Consider the following 20,384-nt stretch of genomic DNA (forward strand, 5'->3'; position numbering starts at 1 on the left):
CGCCGCCCCCGCTTTGGCGGAGGATGCCATCCTGGCCGCCGATGGCGCCCGGCTGCGGCTGCACCACCGCGCCCCGCCGGAGGGCAGGCCCGTGCGCGCCGTGCTGCTGGCCCTGCACGGCTTCAACGACCATGCCGGCAACCTGCTGATCGACGGCTTCGGCCGCCTGGCGGAGGCCGGGGTGCTGACCTACGCCTATGACCAGCGCGGCTTCGGCGCCTCGCCCGGCCGCACCCTCTGGCCGGGGGCGGAGACGATGGCGGAGGACGCGGCCCTGGCCCTGCGCCTGCTGCGCGCGCGCCACCCCGGCCTGCCGCTCTACCTGATGGGGGAGAGCATGGGCGCCGCCGTGGCGGTGCTGGCGGCGGCGGGGCCGGCGGCCGATTCGCCGCCCGACGGGCTGCTGCTGATGGCCCCCGCCTTCTGGTCCTACGCGGCGATCGGGCCGGTGGCGGAGGGCGCCTTCTGGCTGCTGGCGCACAGCCTGCCGGCCCTGGCCTTCCCGCCCAGCGCCGGCAACATCTCGGCCAGCGACAACACCGAGGCGCTGCGCCGCTTCGGCCGCGACCCGCTGACCATCAAGGACACGCGCATCGACGCCGCCTGGGGCCTGCTGGCGCTGATGGACACGGCCAGCACGCGGCTGGCCGGCTGCTGCGCGCCGCCCACCCTGGTGCTGCAGGGCGCCAGGGACCGGGTGGTGCCGCCTTCCGTCACCCGCGCGGCGCTGCGCGGCATGCGGCCGGGGACGCGGCTGGCGCGCTACCCCGAGGGCTGGCACCTGCTGCTGCGCGACGGCATCCGCGACACGGTAGCGCAGGATATCCTGGCCTGGATGGAGAACCCCTCCGCACCCCTGCCCTCGGGCGCGGATGCGGCGGGCGCGGCCTGGCTCGCGCAGCCGGAGTGACGGCGCCCTGGTGAAGGGGCTTCCTCAGGCGCGCAGCAGGTTGGCCAGCACGATCTCCCGCCAGATGCGCAGCGGCGTGGCGCCCTGCTCCGGCTGGTTGTAGAGGCCGCAGAAGCAGGCCATGGCGAGCCCGGCGGCGGGCATCAGGTAGAGGCGCTGCCCGCCATTGCCGTTGGCGCCGAGCCAGGGGCGGGGCTCCCCGTAGGCGGACACGAAGCCACCGCCCTGGTACCAGAGATGGCTGTAGCGCAGCCCGTCGCCGGTGGGGATGCCGGGGCGGGTCATCGCCTCCAGCCACGCCGCCGGCACCACGCGCTGTCCTTCCCACATGCCGCCCTGCAGCACCACCTGGCCGATCCGCAGCAGGTCCGGCGCCGTCAGCCGCAGGCCGGAGGCGGCGGAGGGCACGCCGTCCCGCCCCGCCGCCCAGCCGCCGGGCTCGATGCCGAGGGGGGCGAACAGCGCCTCCTGCGCGAAATCGGGCAAAGGCTGCCCGGTGCCGCGGGCGATCAGCGCGCCCAGCAGCGCCACCGCGCCGCCGGAATAGGTCCAGCGCTCCCCGGGCGGGTGCTCCACCGGCCGGTCCAGCGCGAAGCGGTAGCGGTCCGCCGCGTTCTCCATGGCGATCTCGCTGTTCGCCGGGTCGGTATAGGGGCGCGATTCGTCCCATCGCAGCCCCATGGTCATGTCCAGCGCATTGGCCACGCGCAGGCGCTGCCGCGACGGGTCGGCGGCAAGGTCGGCGTATTCCGGGAACTGGGCCAGCAGCGGCGCCCCGGGCGGCGGCACCGCGCCGCGCCCGAGGGCGATGCCATAGAGCAGCCCCACCACACTCTTGGTCACGGAGCGGAGGTCGTGCGGCACGGCGGGGCCGAAGGCGACCTCGCCGAGCGGCTGGCCCCAGCTTTCGTCGGCGCCCTGGCCATAATGCGCCAGCACCACACGGCCATGGCGCGCCACCAGCACCGCGTGCACGCCGCGCAGCAGGCCGGACCGCAGCCCGGCCGCCAGCTTCTCCGCCAGATCCGGCGCGAAGCCGGCCCTGGCCAACTCCGCCCTGGCCGGGGCCGCCATCACGCCGAGGCCCAGCGCCGGCAGGGCGCGGCGGGAGAGTGGAAAGCCATGCATCGCATCCTCACGCTGGTGGCGGAGAGGAGAAAGAACATTGCGGAATAGAAATCAAGACGTTCCGGGCGCCGGCCGCCCCGGATATGGCGCCACGCGACCGGCGGAACCCTGGCCGCTTCATGTGCAATCCGATACGTCGCGGCCCGGAGGACAGAGGAAACGCCACGTTTTGAACCGCTTGCCGGGGGCGGATTGACCCCGGCCCGGCGCTTTGAAACGCTGCCGGCCGATTCCCGTCCAAGGAGATACGCCGGTGGCCCGCACGCTGATTCGCGCCTCGCACATCATCGCCTACCAGAATGGCGGGCACCGCCACCTGAAGGATGGCGTCGTGGTGATCGAGAACGACACGATCCTGCATGTCGGCCAGGGCTATGAGGGGCCGGTGGACGAGACCATCGACGCCGCCGGCCAGGTGGTGACGCCGGGCTTCATCAACACCCACGCCCATCTCTCGGAAAGCCCGCTCGACAAGAGCTTCGTCGAGGACCGGGGGCCGCGGCAGTTCTACCTCTCCGGCCTGTTCGAATTCCTGACGGCGCGCGACGGCGCCATCACCGAGGAAGCCCGCCGCGCCTGCATCGCCTACTCGATGCCCGAGCTGCTGCGCACCGGCACCACCACCATCATGGAGATCGGCGGCCATGGCGACGTGGTGGCCGAGCATGCCGAGCGCGTGGGGCTGCGCGCCTATATCGGCCAGGGCTACCGCTCCGGCCGCTGGCTGACCGCCAATGGCCGCACCGTGGAGTACGAGTGGCTGCCGGATGACGGGCTCGCCGGGTTCAACGCCGCCGTCGATTTCATCGGGCGCGTCGAGGGCCGCGCCAATGGCCGCATCAAGGGCTTCCTGACGCCGATGCAGATCGACACCTGCTCGGAGGCGCTGCTGCGGCGCTCGGCCGACGCGGCGCGCGACATGAAGGTGCCGCTGGCGCTGCACGTCTCCCAGTCGGTGCCCGAGTTCCACGAGATGACGCGGCGCAACGGCTGCACGCCGATCGAGTGGCTGGAGAAAATCGGTTTTCTGTCGGAGCGCTGCATCCTCGGCCACTGCATCATCCCCGGCGAGAGCTCCTGGGCCAACTACCAGGCGGACGACATCGGCATCCTGGCCGATACGGGTGCCAACGTGGCGCATGCGGTGTGGGTTTTCGCCCGGCGCGGCATCGCCATGGAGAGCTTCGCCCGCTACCAGGCGCGCGGCGTGAACATGACCATCGCCACCGACACCTGCCCGCAGAGCATGATCGAGGCGATGCGCTGGACCTCGGTGGTCTCCAAGATCGTCGACCGGCGGACGCAGGTGGCCACCGCGGCCGACGTGTTCAACGCCGCCACGCTGAACGGCGCCAAGGCGCTGGGGCGCGAGGATCTCGGCCGCATCGCCCCCGGCGCCAAGGCCGACCTGCTGCTGTGGAAGGGCGACAGCCTGTTCATGACGCCGCTGCGCGACCCGATCCGCAACCTGGTCTTCTCCGCCACGGCCGAGGACCTGGACACCACGATCATCGACGGCCGCGTGGTGATGCGCGGCGGCGTGGTGCCGGGCTACGACCCGGTGGAGCTGGGCCGCGCCGTGCAGCAGGGCGCCGAGGCCATGTGGGCCGGCATGAAGAGCCGCGACTGGGCGGGGCGCGACATCGAGCAGCTCTCGCCCTCGAGCTTCCCCGCCTTCCAGGGCTGAAGGCGCCGCCCGGCCGGGCGGGAACCCTCCTCCGGCGCCGCCGTTCCTTTGTCCGGGAACGGCGGCGCGGGAAGGGGCCTGGATGTTCGAGAGCATGCCGCTGTGGCTGCAGGCCGGGTTCTGGGGGCTCCTCGGCGGCTCCTCGCTGGTGATCGGGGCGGCGCTCGCCTACCTCGTCCGGCTGCCCGCCCGGGTGACGGCCGGCATCATGGCCTTCGGCTGCGGCATCCTGATCTCCGCCGTCGCCTATGAGCTGGTCGAGGAAGGCTTCCGGCAGGGTGGCATCTGGCCGGTCATCGGCGGCGCCCTGGCCGGCTCGGCCGCCTACACCCTGGCCAACTGGCTGGTGTCGCGCCGCGGCGGCCGGCACCGCAAGCGCTCGGGCGGGCAGCAGAAGGCGGCGGGCGGCGGTGGCATGGCGATCGCCATCGGCTCGCTGCTGGACGGCATCCCGGAATCGGTGGTGCTGGGGGTGGGGCTGCTCGGCGGTGGCGGGGTGAGCCTGCCCATGCTGACGGCGGTGTTCCTGTCCAACTTCCCGGAGGGGCTGTCGAGCGCGGCCGGCATGCGCCGGGCGGGGCGCGGCAGGGGCTATGTGCTGGGCCTCTGGGGCGGCATCGCCCTGCTCTCGGGCCTGGCCGCCCTGCTGGGCGCGGCCCTGCTGGGCGATGCGCCGCCGGCCCTGACCGCCACGGTCAACGCCATCGCCGCCGGGGCGCTGCTGACCATGATCGCCGACACCATGATCCCGGAGGCGGTGGAGGGCGAGCGGGGCGGGACGGGGCTGCTGGTGGTGGCGGGCCTGCTCGTCGCCTTCGCCCTCTCCCAGCAGGGCGGCTGAGCGGCGCGAAGGGGGCCGGGGGCTGGCCCCGGCCCGGCCGCCGGCTCAGCGCGGCGCGGCGTTGAACTTGTCGAACAGGGCGTTCGCCGCGTCGACGCAGGCCTGCACCGGCTCCTTGTCCGAGCACTGGATGCGCACGGCCGTGTCGCCCCGGCGGAAGGAGAAGCTGGCGCCGGGCGGCGGCGGCGGGCGGTGCATGCCGTGCATGCCATGCATCATCATGCCCCGCATCCGCTCGTGATGGGGGCCGGCCTCCGGGCCACGGCCCGGGCGCGGCCCCTCCGGGCGGCCGCCGGGCCCGGCCGGCCCGGCCTCGGCCGCCGGCGGCGGCGCGGGTGGGGCGGGCTGCGCCACGGCCAGGGCCGCCCCGCCCAGGAACACCGCGCCCACGCCCAGCATCAGCAATCCACGCATGTCCTCATCCTCTCCCGTGGTGGCGGCCCGGCAGAGCGGGGCCTCCGTGGCTTCTTCATAGGCCGGCCCCGCGTGACCGTGCCGCTCGCTCGGCAACCAAATGTGGCTGGCAGGTGTGGCGGGCAAGTGTAGCGGGCAAGTGTAGCGGGCGGAGGCGGCGGCCGGCCTTCGGGGAGAACCATCCACCGCCGCATTGGTTGTTGCCTCGAGGCTTGCCGCCACCACAGAGGAGGCCATCCGCATGACCGAGGATCGCACGGTGCTGACCACGCGTCAGGGCCACCCCGTCCATGACAACCAGAGCCTGCGCAGCGTCGGCGAGCGCGGGCCCGCCACGCTCGAGAACTACCAGTTCATCGAGAAGATCACGCATTTCGACCGGGAGCGCATCCCGGAACGGGTGGTGCACGCGCGCGGCGCCGGTGCGCATGGCTATTTCGAGGCCTATGGCCGCATCGGCGACGCGCCCGCCAGCCGCTACACCCGCGCCCGCGTGCTGACGGAGACGGGGGTGCGGACGCCGCTCTTCGTCCGCTTCTCCACCGTGATCGGCGCCAAGGACAGCCCCGAGACGGCGCGCGACCCGCGCGGCTTCGCGGTCAAGTTCAAGACGGTGGAGGGCAACTGGGACCTGGTCGGCAACAACCTGCGGATCTTCTTCATCCGCGACGCCATCAAGTTCCCGGACATGATCCACGCCTTCAAGCCGGACCCGGTGACCAACCGGCAGGAGGCCTGGCGCTTCTACGATTTCGTGGCGCACCACCCCGAGGCGCTGCACATGGTCACCTGGGTGAAGAGCCCCTGGGGCATCCCGGCCACTTTCCGCGAGATGGAAGGCTCCAGCGTCAACACCTACAAGCTGGTGAACGCCGAGGGCGTCGCGCATCTGGCGAAGTTCAGCTGGGTGCCGAAGCAGGGCGTGCGCAACCTGACCAGCGCCCAGGCGGCCGAGATCCAGGCGAAGGACACCGGCCACGCCACGCGCGACCTCTACGACGCCATCGCGCGCGGCGACCACCCGGAATGGGAGTTCTGCGTCCAGCTGATGTCCGACGACCCGCATGACGAGCTGGATTTCGACCCGCTGGACGACACCAAGCGCTGGCCGGAGGACAAGTTCCCGCTGCTGCCGGTGGGCCGCATGGTGCTGGACCGCGCGCCGGAGGATTTCTTCGCCGAGGTCGAGCAATCCGCCTTCGGCACCGGCGTGCTGGTGGACGGCATCGACTTCTCGGACGACAAGATGCTGCAGGGCCGCACCCTGTCCTACTCGGACACGCAGCGCTACCGCGTCGGCGCCAACTACCTGCAGCTGCCGATCAACGCGCCGCAGGAGCAGGCCCGCGCCCACACCAACCAGCGGGACGGCATGATGGCCTATCATGTGGACCGCGGCGGCCAGAACCGGCACGTCAACTATGAGCCGAGCATGATGGGCGGGCTGCGGGAGGCGCCGAAGCCGGAGAAGGAGTACCACCAGTGGGTGGAGGGCCATCTCGGCCGCTACCAGACCACCCGCACCACCGATGACTACCGCCAGGCCGGCGAGCGCTACCGCTCCTTCGAGGATTGGGAGCGCGACGACCTGATCGCCAACATGGTGGCCGACATGAAGGAATGCCCGGAGCCGATCGCGCTCCGCATGGTCTGGCACTGGTGGCATTGCGACGAGGATTACGGCCGCCGCGTGGCGGAAGGGGCGGGCATCGACCTGGAGAAGGCGCTGGCCCTGCCGCCCCTGCCCAACCGCCCGGCGCCGGGGGAGCGGCTGCCCCGCCCCACCTACAGCAGCGGCCGCGCCGAGGGCGCGCCGCGCAGCGAGGCGGCGGAGTAAGCGGAGCGGGAGGGGCGCGGCCCCTCCCGGCGCCCGCTCACTTCTCGACGAAGGCCTTCTCGATCACGTAGTGGCCGGGGCGGCTGTTGGCGCCCTCCTCGAAGCCCATCCCCTCCAGCAGCGCCTTGCTCTCGGCCAGCATCTCCGGGCTGCCGCACAGCATCACCCGGTCCTCGGCCGGGCTGAAGGCGGGCAGGCCGAGATCGGCGAACAGCCTGCCGGAGCGGATGAGGTCGGTGACGCGGCCCTGGTTGCGGAAGGGCTCGCGCGTCACGGTGGGGTAGTAGAGCAGCTTGCCCGCCACCAGCTCGCCCAGCGCCTCGTCCCGCGGCAGCGCCTCGATCATCTCGGCATAGGCGAGTTCCTTCACCTCGCGCACGCCGTGCAGCAGCACCACGCGCTCGAACCGGTCATACACCTCCGGCTCGCGGATCAGCGACAGGAAGGGGGCGAGGCCGGTGCCGGTGCCGTAGAGCCACAGGGTGCGGCCCGGCAGCAGCGCGTCCATCACCAGCGTGCCGACCGCCTTGCGGCCCACCAGGATCTCGTCGCCCGGCCGGACATGCTGGAGGCGGCTGGTCAGCGGCCCGTCCGGCACCTTGATCGACAGGAATTCCAGCCCCTCGTCCCAGGGCGGCGAGGCGACCGAATAGGCGCGCACCAGCGGCTTGCCCTCCGCCATCAGCCCCAGCATCACGAACTGCCCGGCGGTGAAGCGCAGGCCCGGGCTGCGGCTGCAGCGGAAGGAGAAGAGGCGGTCCGTCCAGTGGTGCACCTGCGCCACCGTCTCGGTGGAATAGGCGGGGTGGGCGGATTTCCAGGCGGGTCGGGTTTCGGCGTTCATCGGCGATGACATGGCCTTCTCAAGGCGCCAGGCAAGTCACGGAGGGCCCCAGGGGGTCGCCTTGCGGGCAGGGGCGGGACCATGACACGGCTTGCATGCGGCCGCGGTTGCGGTGAGCCTCCGCCTATCATGAGCACGCCACCCGACGCCACACCCCAGGCCGCAACCCTGCCTCCCGGCCCGCCCCTGGACCCCCCCCTGGGCCCCGAGGTCGATCCCACCCCCCGGCCGCTGCCCGCCCGGGTGCCGCACCGCGGCGCCTCGGTCACGCTGGAGCCGCTCGGCATCCGCCACGCGGAGGAGCTGTGGGAGGCCACCCAGGGCGCCGGGGAGAGCTGGGCCTATCTCGGCTACGGCCCCTTCGCCGATTTCGCCGCCTTCCGGAAGTTCCTCGGCGGCTTCGCCACCACGCACGACCCCATCGCCTGGGCGGTGCGGCCGCACCTCTCCGGCCGGGCGCTGGGCTGGCTGACGCTGATGGAGATCCAGCCCGCCAACGCCGCCATCGAGCTGGGCCACATCTGGTTCTCGCCGCGCATGCAGCGCACGCGCGCCGCCACCGAGGCGATGTTCCTGCTGATGCGCCACGCCATGGACGACCTCGGCTACCGGCGGCTGGTGTGGAAGTGCAACGCGCTGAACGCGCCCTCCCGCCGCGCCGCCGCGCGCCTCGGCTTCACCTATGAGGGGGAGCACCGGGCGCATCTGGTGGTGAAGGGGCGGCGGCGCGACACCGCCTGGTTCTCCATCCTCGACGAGGAGTGGCCGGCGCGGCGCGACGCCATCGCCGCCTGGCTGGCGGAGGAGAATTTCGACCATCGCGGCACGGCCCGCAGCAGCCTGCGCGCCGCCCCCGGCTGAGCCGGCGGAAGCGGGGCGGGAACCCGCGGCCGGTTTTCCCGTTTCGGAGGGGAGAATGATGGCCGGACCGGGCCGGCCCCCAATTCCTTCGCCCCGAGGAGCGGACCCATGCCGAACAACCACGATCCCGATCAGATGCGGGCCGCCCTCCAGGCCATCCGGCAGGGGCGGCCAGCGGCGGAGGGCAGGGGCGCGCCGCCCGCCGCCGGGGAAGGCGGGGGCGGCAGGCCCCCCCGGGGCGAGGGCCGCAGGGCGCGGCGGCCGGGCGAGATCCCGGCACGGGGCTGGGCCAGCATCCTCAAGCGGGCGGTGCTGCAATCCAACGACGACCGGGTGATGACCGAGGCCGCCGGCATCACCTTCTATGCCCTGCTCTCCATCTTCCCCTCCCTCACCGCGCTGGTCTCCGTCTACGGCCTGTTCGCCGACCCCGTGACGGTGTCGAACCACCTGCAGCAGCTCGGCGGCTTCGTGCCGGAGGGCGGCATGCAGATCATCAACGAGCAGCTGCAGCGCCTGACGGGCGGCGAGCCGAGCAAGCTGGGCTTCGGCCTGATCTCCGGCCTGGTGCTGGCGCTGTGGAGCGCCAACAAGGGCACCAAGGCGATGTTCGACGCGCTGAACGTCGTCTATGACGAGCCGGAGAAGCGCAGCTTCATCCGCCTGACGCTGGTCTCGCTGGCCTTCACCCTGGGCGCGCTGGTCTTCATCCTGATCGCGATGGGCGCGGTGGTGGTGCTGCCGGTGGTGCTGCGCTTCGCGGGCCTGGAGAACAGCACGGAATGGCTGCTGCGCCTGGCGCGCTGGCCGCTCCTGCTGCTGGTCATCACCTGCCTGCTGGCCACGCTCTACCGCTTCGGCCCCAGCCGGGAGAAGGCGCGCTGGCGCTGGGTGAGCTGGGGCGGGGTGTTCGCGGCGGTGGGCTGGGCCGCCATCTCCGCCGGCTTCTCCTGGTATGTCGGCAATTTCGGCAATTACGACGCCACCTATGGCTCGCTCGGCGCGGTGGTCGGCTTCATGACCTGGATCTGGCTCTCCGCCATGATCGTGCTGGTCGGCGCCGAGCTGAACGCCGAGATGGAGCACCAGACGGCGCGCGACACCACCACCGGCCCCGAGCAGCGCATGGGCCGCCGCGGCGCCCGCATGGCGGACACCGTCGCCTGAAAGGATGCGGCCTGAGGCGGCACCTGCCGGCGGTTGACGCGGTTTCGTCATCCCGCCGTCAAGCGCCCGCAACAGGGCGGCCCTAACAGCGCCCGCATCGATCCCCGACGGAGTGCTTCCGATGCGCGCGATGCTGTTGGCCGCCACCGCCCTGCTGGGCCTGGCCGGCGCCGCCCAGGCCCAGCCGAAGCTGGAGGCCCGCCTGGCCGGTCATGCCATGCTGCCCGCCTTCACCATGACCCTGCCGCCGGCCGATGCCCCGCGCGACGCGCTGGTCTCCGGCAAGTTCACCGGCGCGGCGCGGGCGGAGCGGCCCGGCAGCATCCCCGGCACCACCGGCCCGGCGCCGGAAGGCCGCCCCACCGGCATCAGCCTGCCCTTCATCGGCCAGCCGGTGCAGGGCTTCTCCGGCATCAAGCCGGTGGAGGGCGAGCCGGGCGCCTACTGGGTGCTGACCGACAACGGCTTCGGCTCCAAGAAGAACAGCCCCGACGCGCTGCTGATGTTCCACAAGGTGCGTCCCGACTTCCGCGCCGGCAGCGTGGCGGTGGAGCGCACCGTGTTCCTCTCCGACCCCGACCGCCGCGTGCCCTTCCGCATCGCCTATGAGGGCACGGAGGCGCGCTACCTGACCGGCGCCGATTTCGACCTGGAGAGCATCCAGCCCATCCCCGGCGGCCAGGGCTTCTGGATCGGCGAGGAGTTCGGCCCCTACCTGATCCGCGTCGACGCCGAGGGGCGGGTGCGGCAGGTGGCCGAGACGCGGCTGGAGGAGAAGGTGATCCGCAGCCCCGACCACCCGGCGCTGACGGTCGCCGCCAGCCCCACCGCCGGCGTGCCCTTCCAGGTGCAGCGCTCGGGCGGCTACGAGGGCATGGCCATGCTGCCCGATGGCAGCCGCCTCTGGGCGCTGCTGGAGAAGCCGGTGCTGACCGCCGAGGGCAAGCCCGAGGGCGCCTTCCTGCGCCTGATCGAGTTCGACACGCAGAAGGCCGAATGGACCGGCCGCAGCCTGAAGTACCGGCTGGAGGCCGGCGCCACCGCCATCGGCGACTTCAACTTCATCGACGAGCGCCGCGCCCTGGTGATCGAGCGCGACAATGGCGAGGGCGACCCCTCCCTGGCCTGCGCCCAGGGGCAGACGCCGGGGCAGACGCCGCCGGGCTGCTTCGCCAGCCCCGCCCGGCACAAGCGCATCTACCTGGTCGACCTCGGCGCCGCCGATGCGGAGGGCTTCGTGAAGAAGCTCGCCTATATCGACCTGATGGACATCCGCGACCCCGAGGGCGTCGCCCGCCAGCGCGGCGACCGCGCCGCCGATGCCCCGCGCGAGCGCTTCGGCTTCCCCTTCTTCACCATCGAGGACGTGGCGATGGTGGATGCCGAGCACATCATCGTGGCGAACGACAACAACTTGCCCTTCAGCGCCGGCCGCCACCTGACGCGGGCGGATGACAACGAGTTCATCCTGCTGCACGTGCCGGAGCTGCTGCGCACGCGCTGAGTCCGGCGCCCTCCGGCGGGCGGGCGAGAGTCCTTGTGCCTCTTTCGCCCGCCGGAGAGCTTGCCCCCGTCCGGCGGCGCCCTTACGCCTGCGTCAGGATGGCCCGCCTCCCGCCCCTTCCGGGGGAGGGCGGGCCCGCAACCCGAGGAGCCCCGGCGGGGCGGAGACCCTGGATGCCGTTGCGCGACGCGACCCCCGATGACCTGCCGGCGGTCACCGCCATCTATGCCCACCACGTCCTCACCGGCACCGGCACGCTGGAGACGGAGCCGCCGGACCCGGCGGAGATGGCCCGGCGCATGGCGCAGATCCAGGGCGCCGGCTGGTCCTGGCTGGTGGCCGAGGAACAGGGCGAGGTGGTGGGCTTCGCCTATTTCCGCGCCCTCGGCGCGGAGGCCGGCTACCGCTACGCCGCCGAGGATGCGATCTATGTCCGCCACGACGTGCACGGGCAGGGCCTCGGCAAGTCGCTGGTCGCGGCGCTGCTGGAGCGGGCGGAGGCCGCCGGCTTCCGGCAGTTCTTCGCGGTGATCGGCGATTCGGAGAATGTCGGCTCGATCGGGCTGCACCTCTCGCTCGGCTTCCGGCAGGTGGGCATCATGCGCAGCGCCGGGCTGAAGTTCGGCCGCTGGCTGGATGTGGTGACGATGCAGCGCAGCCTCGGCGCCGGGGACCGCACCCTGCCCGAATAAGGCGCGCGCCCCCTCTTTCACACGGCCGTGCCCGGCCCTGGAAACGCCGCCCCGCCGCCCGCATTGAAGAGGGGCAGCGGACGGGGAGGGGGCTTTTGCTCGATCAGCTCGACATGGCGGCACGGCAGGTCGTCGCCTCCGTCAACTGGGCGCCGAACTGGGCCGTGAGCCTTGCCGTGCTGGCGGTGGCCGCGCTGACGGCGCGGCTGGTGCACCGGCTGGTGTTCCGCCTGCTGACGCGGCTGGTGCAGGAGCGGGATCTGTTCCTCCGCTCCCTGGTGTCGCGCACCGCCGGGCCGGTGCGGCTGGGGCTGGCGGTGTTCGCCCTGTCCATCGCCGCCGGCATCGCGCCGCTGACCGCGCAGCAGGCCGGCATCCTGCGGCATGTCCTGCTGGTCTGCTTCATCGGGCTGGTCGGCTGGGTGATGCTGACGGCGCTGCGGATCTGGACCACCGTCTATCTCCGCCGCTTCAAGCTGGACGCGGAGGACAACCTCCTCGCCCGCAAGCACGCCACCCAGTCCCGCATCCTGCAGCGCGTCGCCGCCTCGCTGATCGTGGTGGTCACCGCCGCGGCGGCGCTGATGACCTTCGACGGGGTGCGGCAATACGGCGTCTCGCTGCTGGCCTCGGCCGGCGCCGCCGGCCTCGTGGTCGGCCTGGCCTTGCAGCCGGTGCTGAAGAACCTGATCGCCGGCATCCAGCTCGCCATCACCCAGCCGATCCGGCTGGAGGATGCGGTGATCGTCGAGGGCGAGTGGGGCAACATCGAGGAGATCTCCTCCACCTACGTGGTGGTGCGGCTGTGGGACTGGCGGCGGATGGTGCTGCCGCTGGCCTATTTCATCGAGCAGCCCTTCCAGAACTGGACGCGCGAGGGCGCGGCGCTGATCGGCACGGTGATGATGTATGTGGACCACACCGCCCCGGTTCCCGCCATGCGCGCCAAGCTGGAGGAGGTGGCCCGCGCCTCCCGCCTGTGGGACGGCCGCGTGGTGAGCCTCCAGGTGACGGACTTCAAGCAGGGCACCATGGAGGTGCGCCTGCTGGTCAGCGCCAGCAATGCCGGCCGTGCCTTCGACCTGCGCTGCGAGGTACGCGAGAAGATGATCGGCTGGCTCCAGGCCGAGCACCCGCACGCCCTGCCGCGCCAGCGCGCCGAGATCGACCGCCTGCCGCCCGGCGCCGCCTGGCACGACGCGCCCCGCCGCGCCCCGCAGGAGGCCTGAGCGCGCCACCCCTGTCCCGCGCGGCTGTCACGCGGCGGTGAGCGCAGGCTGGGCGGGCGGGATGCTACAGCAGGGGCCGCGGCGCAGGGCGCGTGAAGGCGACTCCGGCCGGGCGCGGCCCGGGGAGACGGGGTTCCAGCCCCTGGCGCCGCGGGAGGAACGACAATGCTCGAGACTGTCCAGGACAGCCGCCGCGCCCTGCTCGGCGTGGCCGCCTTGGCCGCGCTGGCCCCCGCCACGGCCAGCGCGCAGCGCATCTACGGCCCCGGCGCCCCGCCCACCCGCTACCCGGATGCCGACATCGTGGCGCTGGACGAGAAGCGCTTCACCGCGCGCCTCGGCAACAGCAGCATCCGCCGGCTGCACACCGGCATGGGCTGGGCGGAAGGGCCGGCCTGGCACGCCACCGGCCGCTTCCTGATCTGGTCCGACATCCCGAACGACGAGTGCCTGCGGCTGACGGAGGAGAACCTGCATGTCTCCCGCCGCTTCCGCAGCCCCTCCGGCTATTCCAACGGCAACACCTTCGACCGCGAGGGACGGCAGATCGCCTGCCGCCACTTCCACCGCGACGTGGTGCGCTACGAGCCGGACGGCCGGCTGACCATCCTGGCCGCGCAGGGCCCGGACGGCCCCTTCAACGCGCCCAACGACGCCGTGGTCCACCCCAGGGACGGCGCCATCTGGTTCACCGACCCCGGCTATGGCGCGTTGATGGACTACGAGGGCAACCGCCTGCCCGAGGCCGCCAACTCCCCCCGCCCGCTGATCAAGGAGGCGGTCTACCGCATCGAGCCCGGCGGTGGCCGCGTCGAGAAGGTGGCGGACCAGCCCTTCAAGCCGAACGGCCTGTGCTTCAGCCCGGACTACCGCACCCTCTACGTGGCCGACACCGGCCGCAGCCACTACCCCGAGGCCAAGAGCATCGTCTGGGCCTTCGACGTGCAGGGCGCCCGCCTCAGCAACCCGCGCACCTTCTGCAGCATGGAGATGGACGGGAAGACCGGCATGGCCGACGGCATACGCTGCGACGAGGCGGGCAATCTCTGGGTCGGTGCCGGCTGGGTGGGGGATGGCTATGACGGGGTGCATGTCTTCGCCCCCGATGGCCAGCGCATCGGCCTGATCAAGCTGCCGGAGATCTGCGCCAATCTCTGCTTCGGCGGCACGCGGCGGAACCGCCTGTTCATGACCGCCGGCCAGTCGCTCTACATGGTGCCGGTGGAGACCCGCGGCGCGCATTTCTGCTGACAGGCAGAAAGAAGAAGGGGGGCGCGGGGGGAATTCATTCCCCCCGCCCTTCGAGCCGGAACCGCGCCTGAGCCACACTGTCGCTGTCCAGCGCCGCCCGGATGGCGGCTTCTCCCTCCCCGGTCCTGACCACGGCGAGGATGGCATCGAACCAGGGCGCTTCGCCCCGGGTGCGGGCGAGGAACAGCCGGTCCAGCGCGATGGCCACGGGATTGCGCGGCTGGCAGCAGGCGCAGCCGATGGGGTGCGGCGTGGCGGGCGGCGCCGCGAAGCGCTCGACACGCGCCGGGCTTTGCGGCAAGGGGGCGCCGTCCTCGGCCAGCACCGTGGCCCCTGGGGGGGCGTCGGCGGCATCCAGCAGGCGGACGGGGGTTCGGGCATCGACGGACCAGCGCATGGTGCTAGACATAAAGAAGTCTTTATGTCATCCGCAAGCCCATGGAGACCCTGCTGGCGCAATTGCGCGCCACCGCCGAACCGACCCGCCTGCGCCTGCTGGCCCTCTGCGCCCGCGGCGCCTTCTGCGTGTCCGAGCTCTGCGCCATCCTCGGCCAGAGCCAGCCGCGCCTCTCCCGCCACCTGAAGCTGCTGGCCGAGGCCGGGCTGCTGGAGCGGCTGCCGGAGGGCGCCAATGTCTATTTCCAGCTCTCGCCCGAGGCGGCGCTGATCCGCCAGGTGCTGGCGCGCCTGCCGGAGGAGGAGCCGGTGGTGGCCGCCGACCGCCGCGCCGCCGCCCGCATCGCCGCCGAGCGGGCGCGCGCCGCCTCCGAGGCGTTCCGCCGCGACGGCGCGGACTGGGACGAGATGCGCGCCCTCGACCTGCCGGCCGCCGCCATCGAGGACGCGCTGCTGGCGCTGCTGCCCGCAGGGCTGGGCCGGGTGGCCGATATCGGCACCGGCACAGGCCGGCTGCTGGAGGTGATGGCGCCGCGCGCGGCCGCCGTGCTGGGGCTGGATGCCAGCCGCGAGATGCTGGCGCTGGCCCGCGCCCGCCTTGGCGAGCGGAACCTCGCCAATGCCAGCGTACGGCTGGCCGACATGTACCGCCTGCCGCTGCCCGATGGCGGCTTCGACGCCGCCACGCTGCAGATGGTGCTGCACTATGCCGAGGACCCCGCCGCCGCGCTGGCCGAGGCGGCGCGCATCCTGCGCCCCGGCGGGCTGCTCGTGGTGATCGACCTGGCGCCGCATGGGCGGCAGGACGTGCTCTCCGGCCTCGCGCATCGCTGGCCCGGCTTCGACGATGCCGGGCTGGCCGGCTGGCTCGGCGCCGCCGGCTGCGCGCCGCTGCCGCCGGTCGAGATCGCCGGCCCGCTGCCGGTCCGGCTCTGGCCGGCGCGCCGGCTGGCCGTGCCGGTCGCCGCGCTGCCCGAAACCACCCTGACCTTCTGACACGAAAAGGCCCCCCTCCATGGCCCGTCCGCCCCTGCTCGAAGCCCTGCGCGACCGTGTCCTGCTCTGCGATGGCGGGATGGGCAGCCGTGTCCAGGCGCTCACCCTCGATGTCGAGAAGGATTACTGGGGCAAGGAGAACTGCACCGAGGTGCTGTGCCTCTCCCGCCCCGAGCTGGTGCGGGAGATCCACCGCGGCTACTACGCGGCCGGGTCGGACATGGTGCTGACCAACTCCTTCGGCGGCTCGCCGATCACGCTGGAGGAGTTCGAGCTGGGCTCGAAGGCCTTCGAGATCAACAAGCTCTCGGTCGAGCTGGCGCGCGAGGCGGCGGAGAGCTTTTCCGATGGCCGCGACCGCTGGGTGATCGGCGACATCGGCCCCGGCACCAAGCTGCCCTCCCTCGGCCATATCGACTACGACACGCTGGAGCGCGCACTCACCGAGCAGTGCCGCGGGCTGATCGCCGGCGGGGCGGATGCGCTGCTGACCGAGACCAACCAGGACACGCTGTTCATCAAGGCGGCGGTGAATGCCGCCAAGATCGCGCTGCGCGAGGCGGGCCGCGACATCCCGATCTTCGTGCAGGTGACGGTGGAGACCACCGGCACCCTGCTGGTGGGCGCCGACATCGCCGCCGCCACCACCGTGGTGCAGGCGCTGGACGTGCCGCTGATCGGGCTGAACTGCGCCACCGGGCCGCAGGAGATGGCCGAGCATGTGCGGTATCTCGCGCAGAACTGGCCCGGGCTGATCTCGGTGCAGCCCAATGCCGGCCTGCCCGAGCTGGTGGACGGCCAGACCCACTATCCGCTGGCGGCGGCCGAGATGGCCTCCTGGATGGAGCGCTTCGTCACCGAGGATGGCGTCAACCTGATCGGCGGCTGCTGCGGCACCTCGACGCCGCACATCCAGGCGCTGGACGCCATGCTGCGCCGGGTGGGTGGCGGGCGCTTCCGCCCCGCGCCGGTGGCGCGCAAGGTCCACTGGGTGCCGTCGGTGGCCAGCCTCTACGGCGCCACCACGCTGCGGCAGGAGAATTCCTATTTCTCCATCGGCGAGCGCTGCAACGCCAACGGCTCCAAGGCCTGGCGCGAGCGGCAGGCGGCGCATGACTGGGATGCCTGCGTCGCCATCGGGCGCGAGCAGGTGGGGGAGGGCTCCAACTCCCTCGACATCTGCACCGCCTTCGTCGGCCGCGACGAGATGGCCGAGATGAACGAGGTGGTCCGCCGCTTCACCGGCAGCGTCAACGCGCCGCTGGTGATCGACTCGACCGAGACGCCGGTGATCGAGGCGGCGCTGAAGCTGCATGGCGGCAAGCCGATCATCAACTCGATCAACTTCGAGGATGGCGAGCAGGCGGCCGAGGACCGGCTGAAGCTGGCCAAGAAGTTCGGCGCCGCGGTCATCGCGCTGACCATCGACGAGACGGGCATGGCGAAGACGGCGGAGGACAAGCTCCGCATCGCGACAAGGCTGGTGGAGTTCGCCTGCGGCAAGCACGGCCTGCCGCAGAGCGACCTGCTGATCGACCCGCTGACCTTCACCATCGCCACCGGCAACGAGGACGACCGCAAGCTGGGCGAGTGGACGCTGGAGGGCATCCGGCTGATCCGCGAGCGCTTCCCGGACATCCAGATCATCCTCGGCCTGTCCAACATCTCCTTCGGCCTGAACCCGGCCTCGCGGCATGTGCTGAACAGCGTGTTCCTCGACCACGCGGTGCGCGCGGGCATGACCGGCGCCATCGTGCATGTCAGCAAGATCAAGCCGCTGCACAGCATCCCGCCCGAGGAGGTGAAGGTCGCCGAGGATCTGATCTTCGACCGCCGCGCCGAGGGCTACGACCCGCTGCAGAAGCTGCTGGAGATGTTCGCGGGCCGCAAGGCGGCGGATTCGGCCAAGAAGGTGAAGGCCGAGACGGTCGAGGGCCGCCTGAAGGACCGCATCGTCGATGGCGACCGCAAGGGGCTGGATGACGAGCTGGCCGACGCGCTGGCCAAGGGCATCGCGCCGCTCGACATCATCAACGGCATCCTGCTCGATGGCATGAAGGTGGTGGGCGAGCTGTTCGGCGCCGGCAAGATGCAGCTCCCCTTCGTGCTGCAATCGGCCGAGACGATGAAGGCGGCGGTGGCCTGGCTCGAGCCGCACATGGAGAAGATCGAGGGCCAGGAGAAGGGCACCATCGTGCTCGCCACGGTGAAGGGCGACGTGCACGACATCGGCAAGAACCTGGTCGACATCATCCTGACCAACAACGGCTACAAGGTCGTCAACCTCGGCATCAAGGTGCCGCTGAACGACATGGTGGCGGCGGTGCGCGAGCATAAGGCGCACGCCATCGGCATGTCCGGCCTGCTGGTGAAGTCCACCGTGGTGATGCGCGAGAACCTCGAGGAGATGTCGCGCCTCGGCGTCGAGGTGCCGGTGCTGCTGGGGGGTGCGGCGCTGACGCGCAACTTCGTCGAGGATGACTGCGTCCGCGCCTATGCCAACGGCAAGGTCGCCTATGCGCGCGACGCCTTCGACGGCCTGCACCTGATGGACAAGGTGATGGGCAACGATTTCGACGGCTACCTGGCCGCGCTGCAATCGAAGCGCAGCGGCAAGTCGAAGAACAGCACCCGCACCCTCGGCACCGCCGACCCGCGCGGCTTCGCCCCCGTCGATGTCAACTACGCCGAGGCGCGGCGGCGGCGGCTGACGGCGGAGGAGGCGGTGCCGGTGCCGCCCTTCTGGGGCGCGCGGGTGATGGAATCCGACCCCAAGGCCATCATCCCCTTCCTCAACGAGCGCAGCCTCTACCAGTTCCAGTGGGGCTTCCGGAAGCAGGGGCGCAGCCTGGAGGACTTCATCGGCTGGGCGAAGCAGGAGCTGCGCCCGGTGCTGAAGCGCATGCTGGCCCTGGCCGAGCAGGAGAAGATCCTGCGGCCCCAGGCCATCTACGGCTACTGGAAATGCGCCGGCCAGGGCAACGACGTGGTCCTGTTCGAGGAGGACGGGGTGACGGAGGCGGCGCGCTTCACCCTGCCGCGCCAGCCCAAGGAGGATGGCGACTGCATCGCCGACTTCGTGCGCGACATCGGCGACGGGCCTGCGCGGCGCGACGTCATCGGCCTGCAGGTCGTCACCGTCGGCCAGAAGGCCAGCGACATCGCCCGCGAGTGGTTCGAGGGCAACCGCTACCAGGACTACCTCTATCTGCACGGCCTCTCGGTGGAGATGGCCGAGGCGATGGCGGAATACGTCCACAAGCGCATCCGCGCCGAGCTGGGCTATGCCGGCGAGGATGACCGCGACATGGAGAAGATGCTCTCCCAGGGCTACCGCGGCGGCCGCTACTCCTTCGGCTACCCCGCCTGCCCGCGGCTGGAGGACCAGGCGCCGCTGCTGAAGCTGCTGAAGGCCGAGCGCATCGGCGTCTCGATCTCGGACGAGTGGCAGCTCCACCCGGAGCAGTCCACCAGCGCCATCGTGCTGCACCACCCGCGCGCCAAGTATTTCTCGGTGTGAGAAGCGGGGCAGGGCGCAAGCCGGGGCGGGGCCGCGCCACAGCCCCGCCCTTTTCGGGTTTCCCTTCCCGGCGCTCCCTGGCCTAGAACGCCCTCGACTGGACACAGCGCAGGATGAGCGGAATGAGCCGTGCGACGACCCTCGCGACGGGCAGCGTGGGCGTGGCCCTGGCGGTGCTGGGGCTGAAGGCGCTGGCCTGGTGGCTGACGGGCAGCGTGGCCCTGTTCGCCGATGCGCTGGAATCGATCGTCAACGTCGCCGCGGCCGTCGCGGCGCTGCTGGCCATCCGCCTCTCCGCCACGCCGCCGGATGCCAACCACCCCTATGGCCATGCCAAGGCCGAGTATTTCTCGGCCGTGCTGGAGGGGGTGCTGATCGTCGTCGCCGCCCTGCTGATCCTGAACGAGGCCTGGGGGGCGTGGCAGGCGCCGAGCGCGCCCACGGTGCCGGCCATGGGGCTGGCCATCTCCACCCTGGCCACCGCCATCAATGGCGGCTGGTCCTGGCTGCTGTTCCGCAACGGGCGGCGGCTGCGCTCGCCGGCGCTGCTGGCCGATGCGCGGCACCTGCTGTCGGATGTCATCACCTCCGCCGGGGTGGTGGTGGGGGTCGGCGCCGTGGCGCTCACCGGCATCCTGTGGCTCGACCCACTGCTGGCGGCGCTGACGGCGGTGAACATCCTGTTCTCCGGCTGGCAGCTGATGCGCGAGAGCGTCGGCGGGCTGATGGACGAGGCGGTGGAGCCGGGGCTGCTGGCGCGCATCCGCCACCTGGTCTCCACCGAGGCGGCCGGCGCCATCGAGGCGCACGACCTGCGCACGCGGCATTCCGGCAGCACCACCTTCGTCGAGTTCCACCTCGTCGTGCCCGGGGACATGCGGGTGGCCGAGGCGCACGAGATCTGCGACCGGATTGAGGCGGCGCTGAAGGCGGAGCTTGGCAGCGCCGTCATCACCATCCATGTGGAGCCGGAGATGAAGGCCAAGCACCAGGGGGTGCTGGTCCTCTAGAGTCTTTTCCGTTCGTACTGGCTCACGGAAAAGGCTCTAGATCATTGTTTTCACGAGCATCTTCGCGCGATCAGGCGAAGCAGCCTGCTCGCGATCT

General features: G+C 71.8%; 17 protein-coding genes. 13 read left to right on the plus strand and 4 right to left on the minus strand.

Going from position 1 to position 20,384, the window contains the following annotated elements:
- Positions 1–910: alpha/beta fold hydrolase (locus tag ACFOY6_RS17440; protein WP_379651776.1), on the plus strand; the 910-nt coding region annotated here is incomplete at its 5' end.
- 24 nt (positions 911–934) lie between these two features.
- Here the strand turns inward: ACFOY6_RS17440 and ACFOY6_RS17445 are convergent.
- Positions 935–2,038, minus strand: a complete 1,104-nt coding sequence (locus tag ACFOY6_RS17445) for a serine hydrolase domain-containing protein (RefSeq protein WP_379651777.1) — start codon at positions 2,036–2,038, stop codon at positions 935–937.
- A 253-nt stretch (positions 2,039–2,291) separates the two neighbouring features.
- On the opposite strand from ACFOY6_RS17445, the gene ACFOY6_RS17450 reads away from it, so the two are divergent.
- Together ACFOY6_RS17450 and ACFOY6_RS17455 are read left to right on the plus strand one after the other, a co-directional pair.
- Positions 2,292–3,725, plus strand: a complete 1,434-nt coding sequence (locus ACFOY6_RS17450) for a chlorohydrolase family protein (protein ID WP_109515869.1) — start codon at positions 2,292–2,294, stop codon at positions 3,723–3,725.
- 82 nt (positions 3,726–3,807) lie between these two features.
- Entirely contained in the window at positions 3,808–4,566 is a 759-nt protein-coding gene (locus ACFOY6_RS17455; protein ID WP_379651778.1) for a ZIP family metal transporter, read from the plus strand.
- A 45-nt stretch (positions 4,567–4,611) separates the two neighbouring features.
- Here the strand turns inward: ACFOY6_RS17455 and ACFOY6_RS17460 are convergent, their stop codons facing one another.
- Entirely contained in the window at positions 4,612–4,980 is a 369-nt protein-coding gene (locus ACFOY6_RS17460; RefSeq protein WP_379631676.1) for a hypothetical protein, read from the minus strand.
- A 241-nt stretch (positions 4,981–5,221) separates the two neighbouring features.
- On the opposite strand from ACFOY6_RS17460, the gene ACFOY6_RS17465 reads away from it, so the two are divergent.
- The gene (locus ACFOY6_RS17465; protein ID WP_379651779.1) at positions 5,222–6,817 is read left to right on the plus strand and encodes a catalase; all 1,596 of its coding nucleotides are present in this window, start codon (positions 5,222–5,224) and stop codon (positions 6,815–6,817) included.
- A gap of 37 nt (positions 6,818–6,854) precedes the next feature.
- Here the strand turns inward: ACFOY6_RS17465 and ACFOY6_RS17470 are convergent, their stop codons facing one another.
- The gene (locus ACFOY6_RS17470; RefSeq protein WP_219929685.1) at positions 6,855–7,673 is read right to left on the minus strand and encodes a ferredoxin--NADP reductase; all 819 of its coding nucleotides are present in this window, start codon (positions 7,671–7,673) and stop codon (positions 6,855–6,857) included.
- Between the two features lie 117 nt (positions 7,674–7,790).
- Between ACFOY6_RS17470 and ACFOY6_RS17475 the strand changes: the two genes are divergently transcribed.
- The 6 genes from ACFOY6_RS17475 to ACFOY6_RS17500 all read left to right on the plus strand — a co-directional run bounded on the left by ACFOY6_RS17475 (position 7,791) and on the right by ACFOY6_RS17500 (position 14,365).
- Positions 7,791–8,522, plus strand: coding sequence for a GNAT family N-acetyltransferase (locus ACFOY6_RS17475; RefSeq protein ID WP_109515873.1), 732 nt, complete (start codon positions 7,791–7,793; stop codon positions 8,520–8,522).
- A 108-nt stretch (positions 8,523–8,630) separates the two neighbouring features.
- Positions 8,631–9,689 carry a YihY/virulence factor BrkB family protein gene (locus ACFOY6_RS17480; RefSeq protein ID WP_245906124.1) on the plus strand — a complete coding sequence of 353 codons (1,059 nt, stop codon included), beginning with the start codon at positions 8,631–8,633 and terminating at the stop codon, positions 9,687–9,689.
- A gap of 121 nt (positions 9,690–9,810) precedes the next feature.
- On the plus strand, positions 9,811–11,193 hold the full coding sequence (locus ACFOY6_RS17485) for an esterase-like activity of phytase family protein (protein ID WP_379651780.1): 1,383 nt from the start codon (positions 9,811–9,813) through the stop codon (positions 11,191–11,193).
- Positions 11,194–11,366: 173 nt separating this feature from the next.
- Positions 11,367–11,885 (plus strand): GNAT family N-acetyltransferase, encoded by a 519-nt coding sequence (locus ACFOY6_RS17490; RefSeq protein WP_109515875.1) that lies wholly within the window; start codon positions 11,367–11,369, stop codon positions 11,883–11,885.
- Positions 11,886–11,980: 95 nt separating this feature from the next.
- Positions 11,981–13,114, plus strand: coding sequence for a mechanosensitive ion channel family protein (locus ACFOY6_RS17495; protein ID WP_379651781.1), 1,134 nt, complete (start codon positions 11,981–11,983; stop codon positions 13,112–13,114).
- A gap of 165 nt (positions 13,115–13,279) precedes the next feature.
- Positions 13,280–14,365, plus strand: a complete 1,086-nt coding sequence (locus ACFOY6_RS17500) for an SMP-30/gluconolactonase/LRE family protein (protein ID WP_379651782.1) — start codon at positions 13,280–13,282, stop codon at positions 14,363–14,365.
- A 34-nt stretch (positions 14,366–14,399) separates the two neighbouring features.
- On the opposite strand, the gene ACFOY6_RS17505 is transcribed toward ACFOY6_RS17500, so the two are convergent.
- A complete protein-coding gene (locus ACFOY6_RS17505; RefSeq protein WP_379651783.1) occupies positions 14,400–14,774 on the minus strand; it encodes a hypothetical protein in 375 nt (124 codons plus the stop codon).
- Between the two features lie 29 nt (positions 14,775–14,803).
- On the opposite strand from ACFOY6_RS17505, the gene ACFOY6_RS17510 reads away from it, so the two are divergent.
- From ACFOY6_RS17510 to ACFOY6_RS17520, 3 genes are all read left to right on the plus strand, one after another.
- The gene (locus ACFOY6_RS17510) at positions 14,804–15,757 is read left to right on the plus strand and encodes an ArsR/SmtB family transcription factor (RefSeq protein ID WP_379651784.1); all 954 of its coding nucleotides are present in this window, start codon (positions 14,804–14,806) and stop codon (positions 15,755–15,757) included.
- 19 nt (positions 15,758–15,776) lie between these two features.
- Positions 15,777–19,277 (plus strand): methionine synthase, encoded by a 3,501-nt coding sequence (metH, locus tag ACFOY6_RS17515; RefSeq protein WP_379651785.1) that lies wholly within the window; start codon positions 15,777–15,779, stop codon positions 19,275–19,277.
- A 122-nt stretch (positions 19,278–19,399) separates the two neighbouring features.
- On the plus strand, positions 19,400–20,287 hold the full coding sequence (locus tag ACFOY6_RS17520) for a cation diffusion facilitator family transporter (RefSeq protein WP_109515880.1): 888 nt from the start codon (positions 19,400–19,402) through the stop codon (positions 20,285–20,287).
- Positions 20,288–20,384: the final 97 nt, after the last annotated feature.

The sequence above is a fragment of the Teichococcus aestuarii genome, assembly GCF_042651065.1.
GTDB classification, from domain to species: domain Bacteria; phylum Pseudomonadota; class Alphaproteobacteria; order Acetobacterales; family Acetobacteraceae; genus Pseudoroseomonas; species Pseudoroseomonas aestuarii.

Coding starts and splice junctions, on each gene's coding strand:
- ACFOY6_RS17490 (WP_109515875.1), top strand. CDS start 11,367: ATGCCGTTGCGCGACGCGACCCCCGATGACCTGCCGGCGGTCACCGCC.
- metH (WP_379651785.1), top strand. CDS start 15,777: ATGGCCCGTCCGCCCCTGCTCGAAGCCCTGCGCGACCGTGTCCTGCTC.
- ACFOY6_RS17480 (WP_245906124.1), top strand. CDS start 8,631: ATGCCGAACAACCACGATCCCGATCAGATGCGGGCCGCCCTCCAGGCC.
- ACFOY6_RS17470 (WP_219929685.1), bottom strand. CDS start 7,673: ATGTCATCGCCGATGAACGCCGAAACCCGACCCGCCTGGAAATCCGCC.
- ACFOY6_RS17520 (WP_109515880.1), top strand. CDS start 19,400: ATGAGCCGTGCGACGACCCTCGCGACGGGCAGCGTGGGCGTGGCCCTG.
- ACFOY6_RS17510 (WP_379651784.1), top strand. CDS start 14,804: ATGGAGACCCTGCTGGCGCAATTGCGCGCCACCGCCGAACCGACCCGC.
- ACFOY6_RS17445 (WP_379651777.1), bottom strand. CDS start 2,038: ATGCATGGCTTTCCACTCTCCCGCCGCGCCCTGCCGGCGCTGGGCCTC.
- ACFOY6_RS17485 (WP_379651780.1), top strand. CDS start 9,811: ATGCGCGCGATGCTGTTGGCCGCCACCGCCCTGCTGGGCCTGGCCGGC.
- ACFOY6_RS17475 (WP_109515873.1), top strand. CDS start 7,791: ATGAGCACGCCACCCGACGCCACACCCCAGGCCGCAACCCTGCCTCCC.
- ACFOY6_RS17465 (WP_379651779.1), top strand. CDS start 5,222: ATGACCGAGGATCGCACGGTGCTGACCACGCGTCAGGGCCACCCCGTC.
- ACFOY6_RS17460 (WP_379631676.1), bottom strand. CDS start 4,980: ATGCGTGGATTGCTGATGCTGGGCGTGGGCGCGGTGTTCCTGGGCGGG.
- ACFOY6_RS17455 (WP_379651778.1), top strand. CDS start 3,808: ATGTTCGAGAGCATGCCGCTGTGGCTGCAGGCCGGGTTCTGGGGGCTC.
- ACFOY6_RS17500 (WP_379651782.1), top strand. CDS start 13,280: ATGCTCGAGACTGTCCAGGACAGCCGCCGCGCCCTGCTCGGCGTGGCC.
- ACFOY6_RS17505 (WP_379651783.1), bottom strand. CDS start 14,774: ATGTCTAGCACCATGCGCTGGTCCGTCGATGCCCGAACCCCCGTCCGC.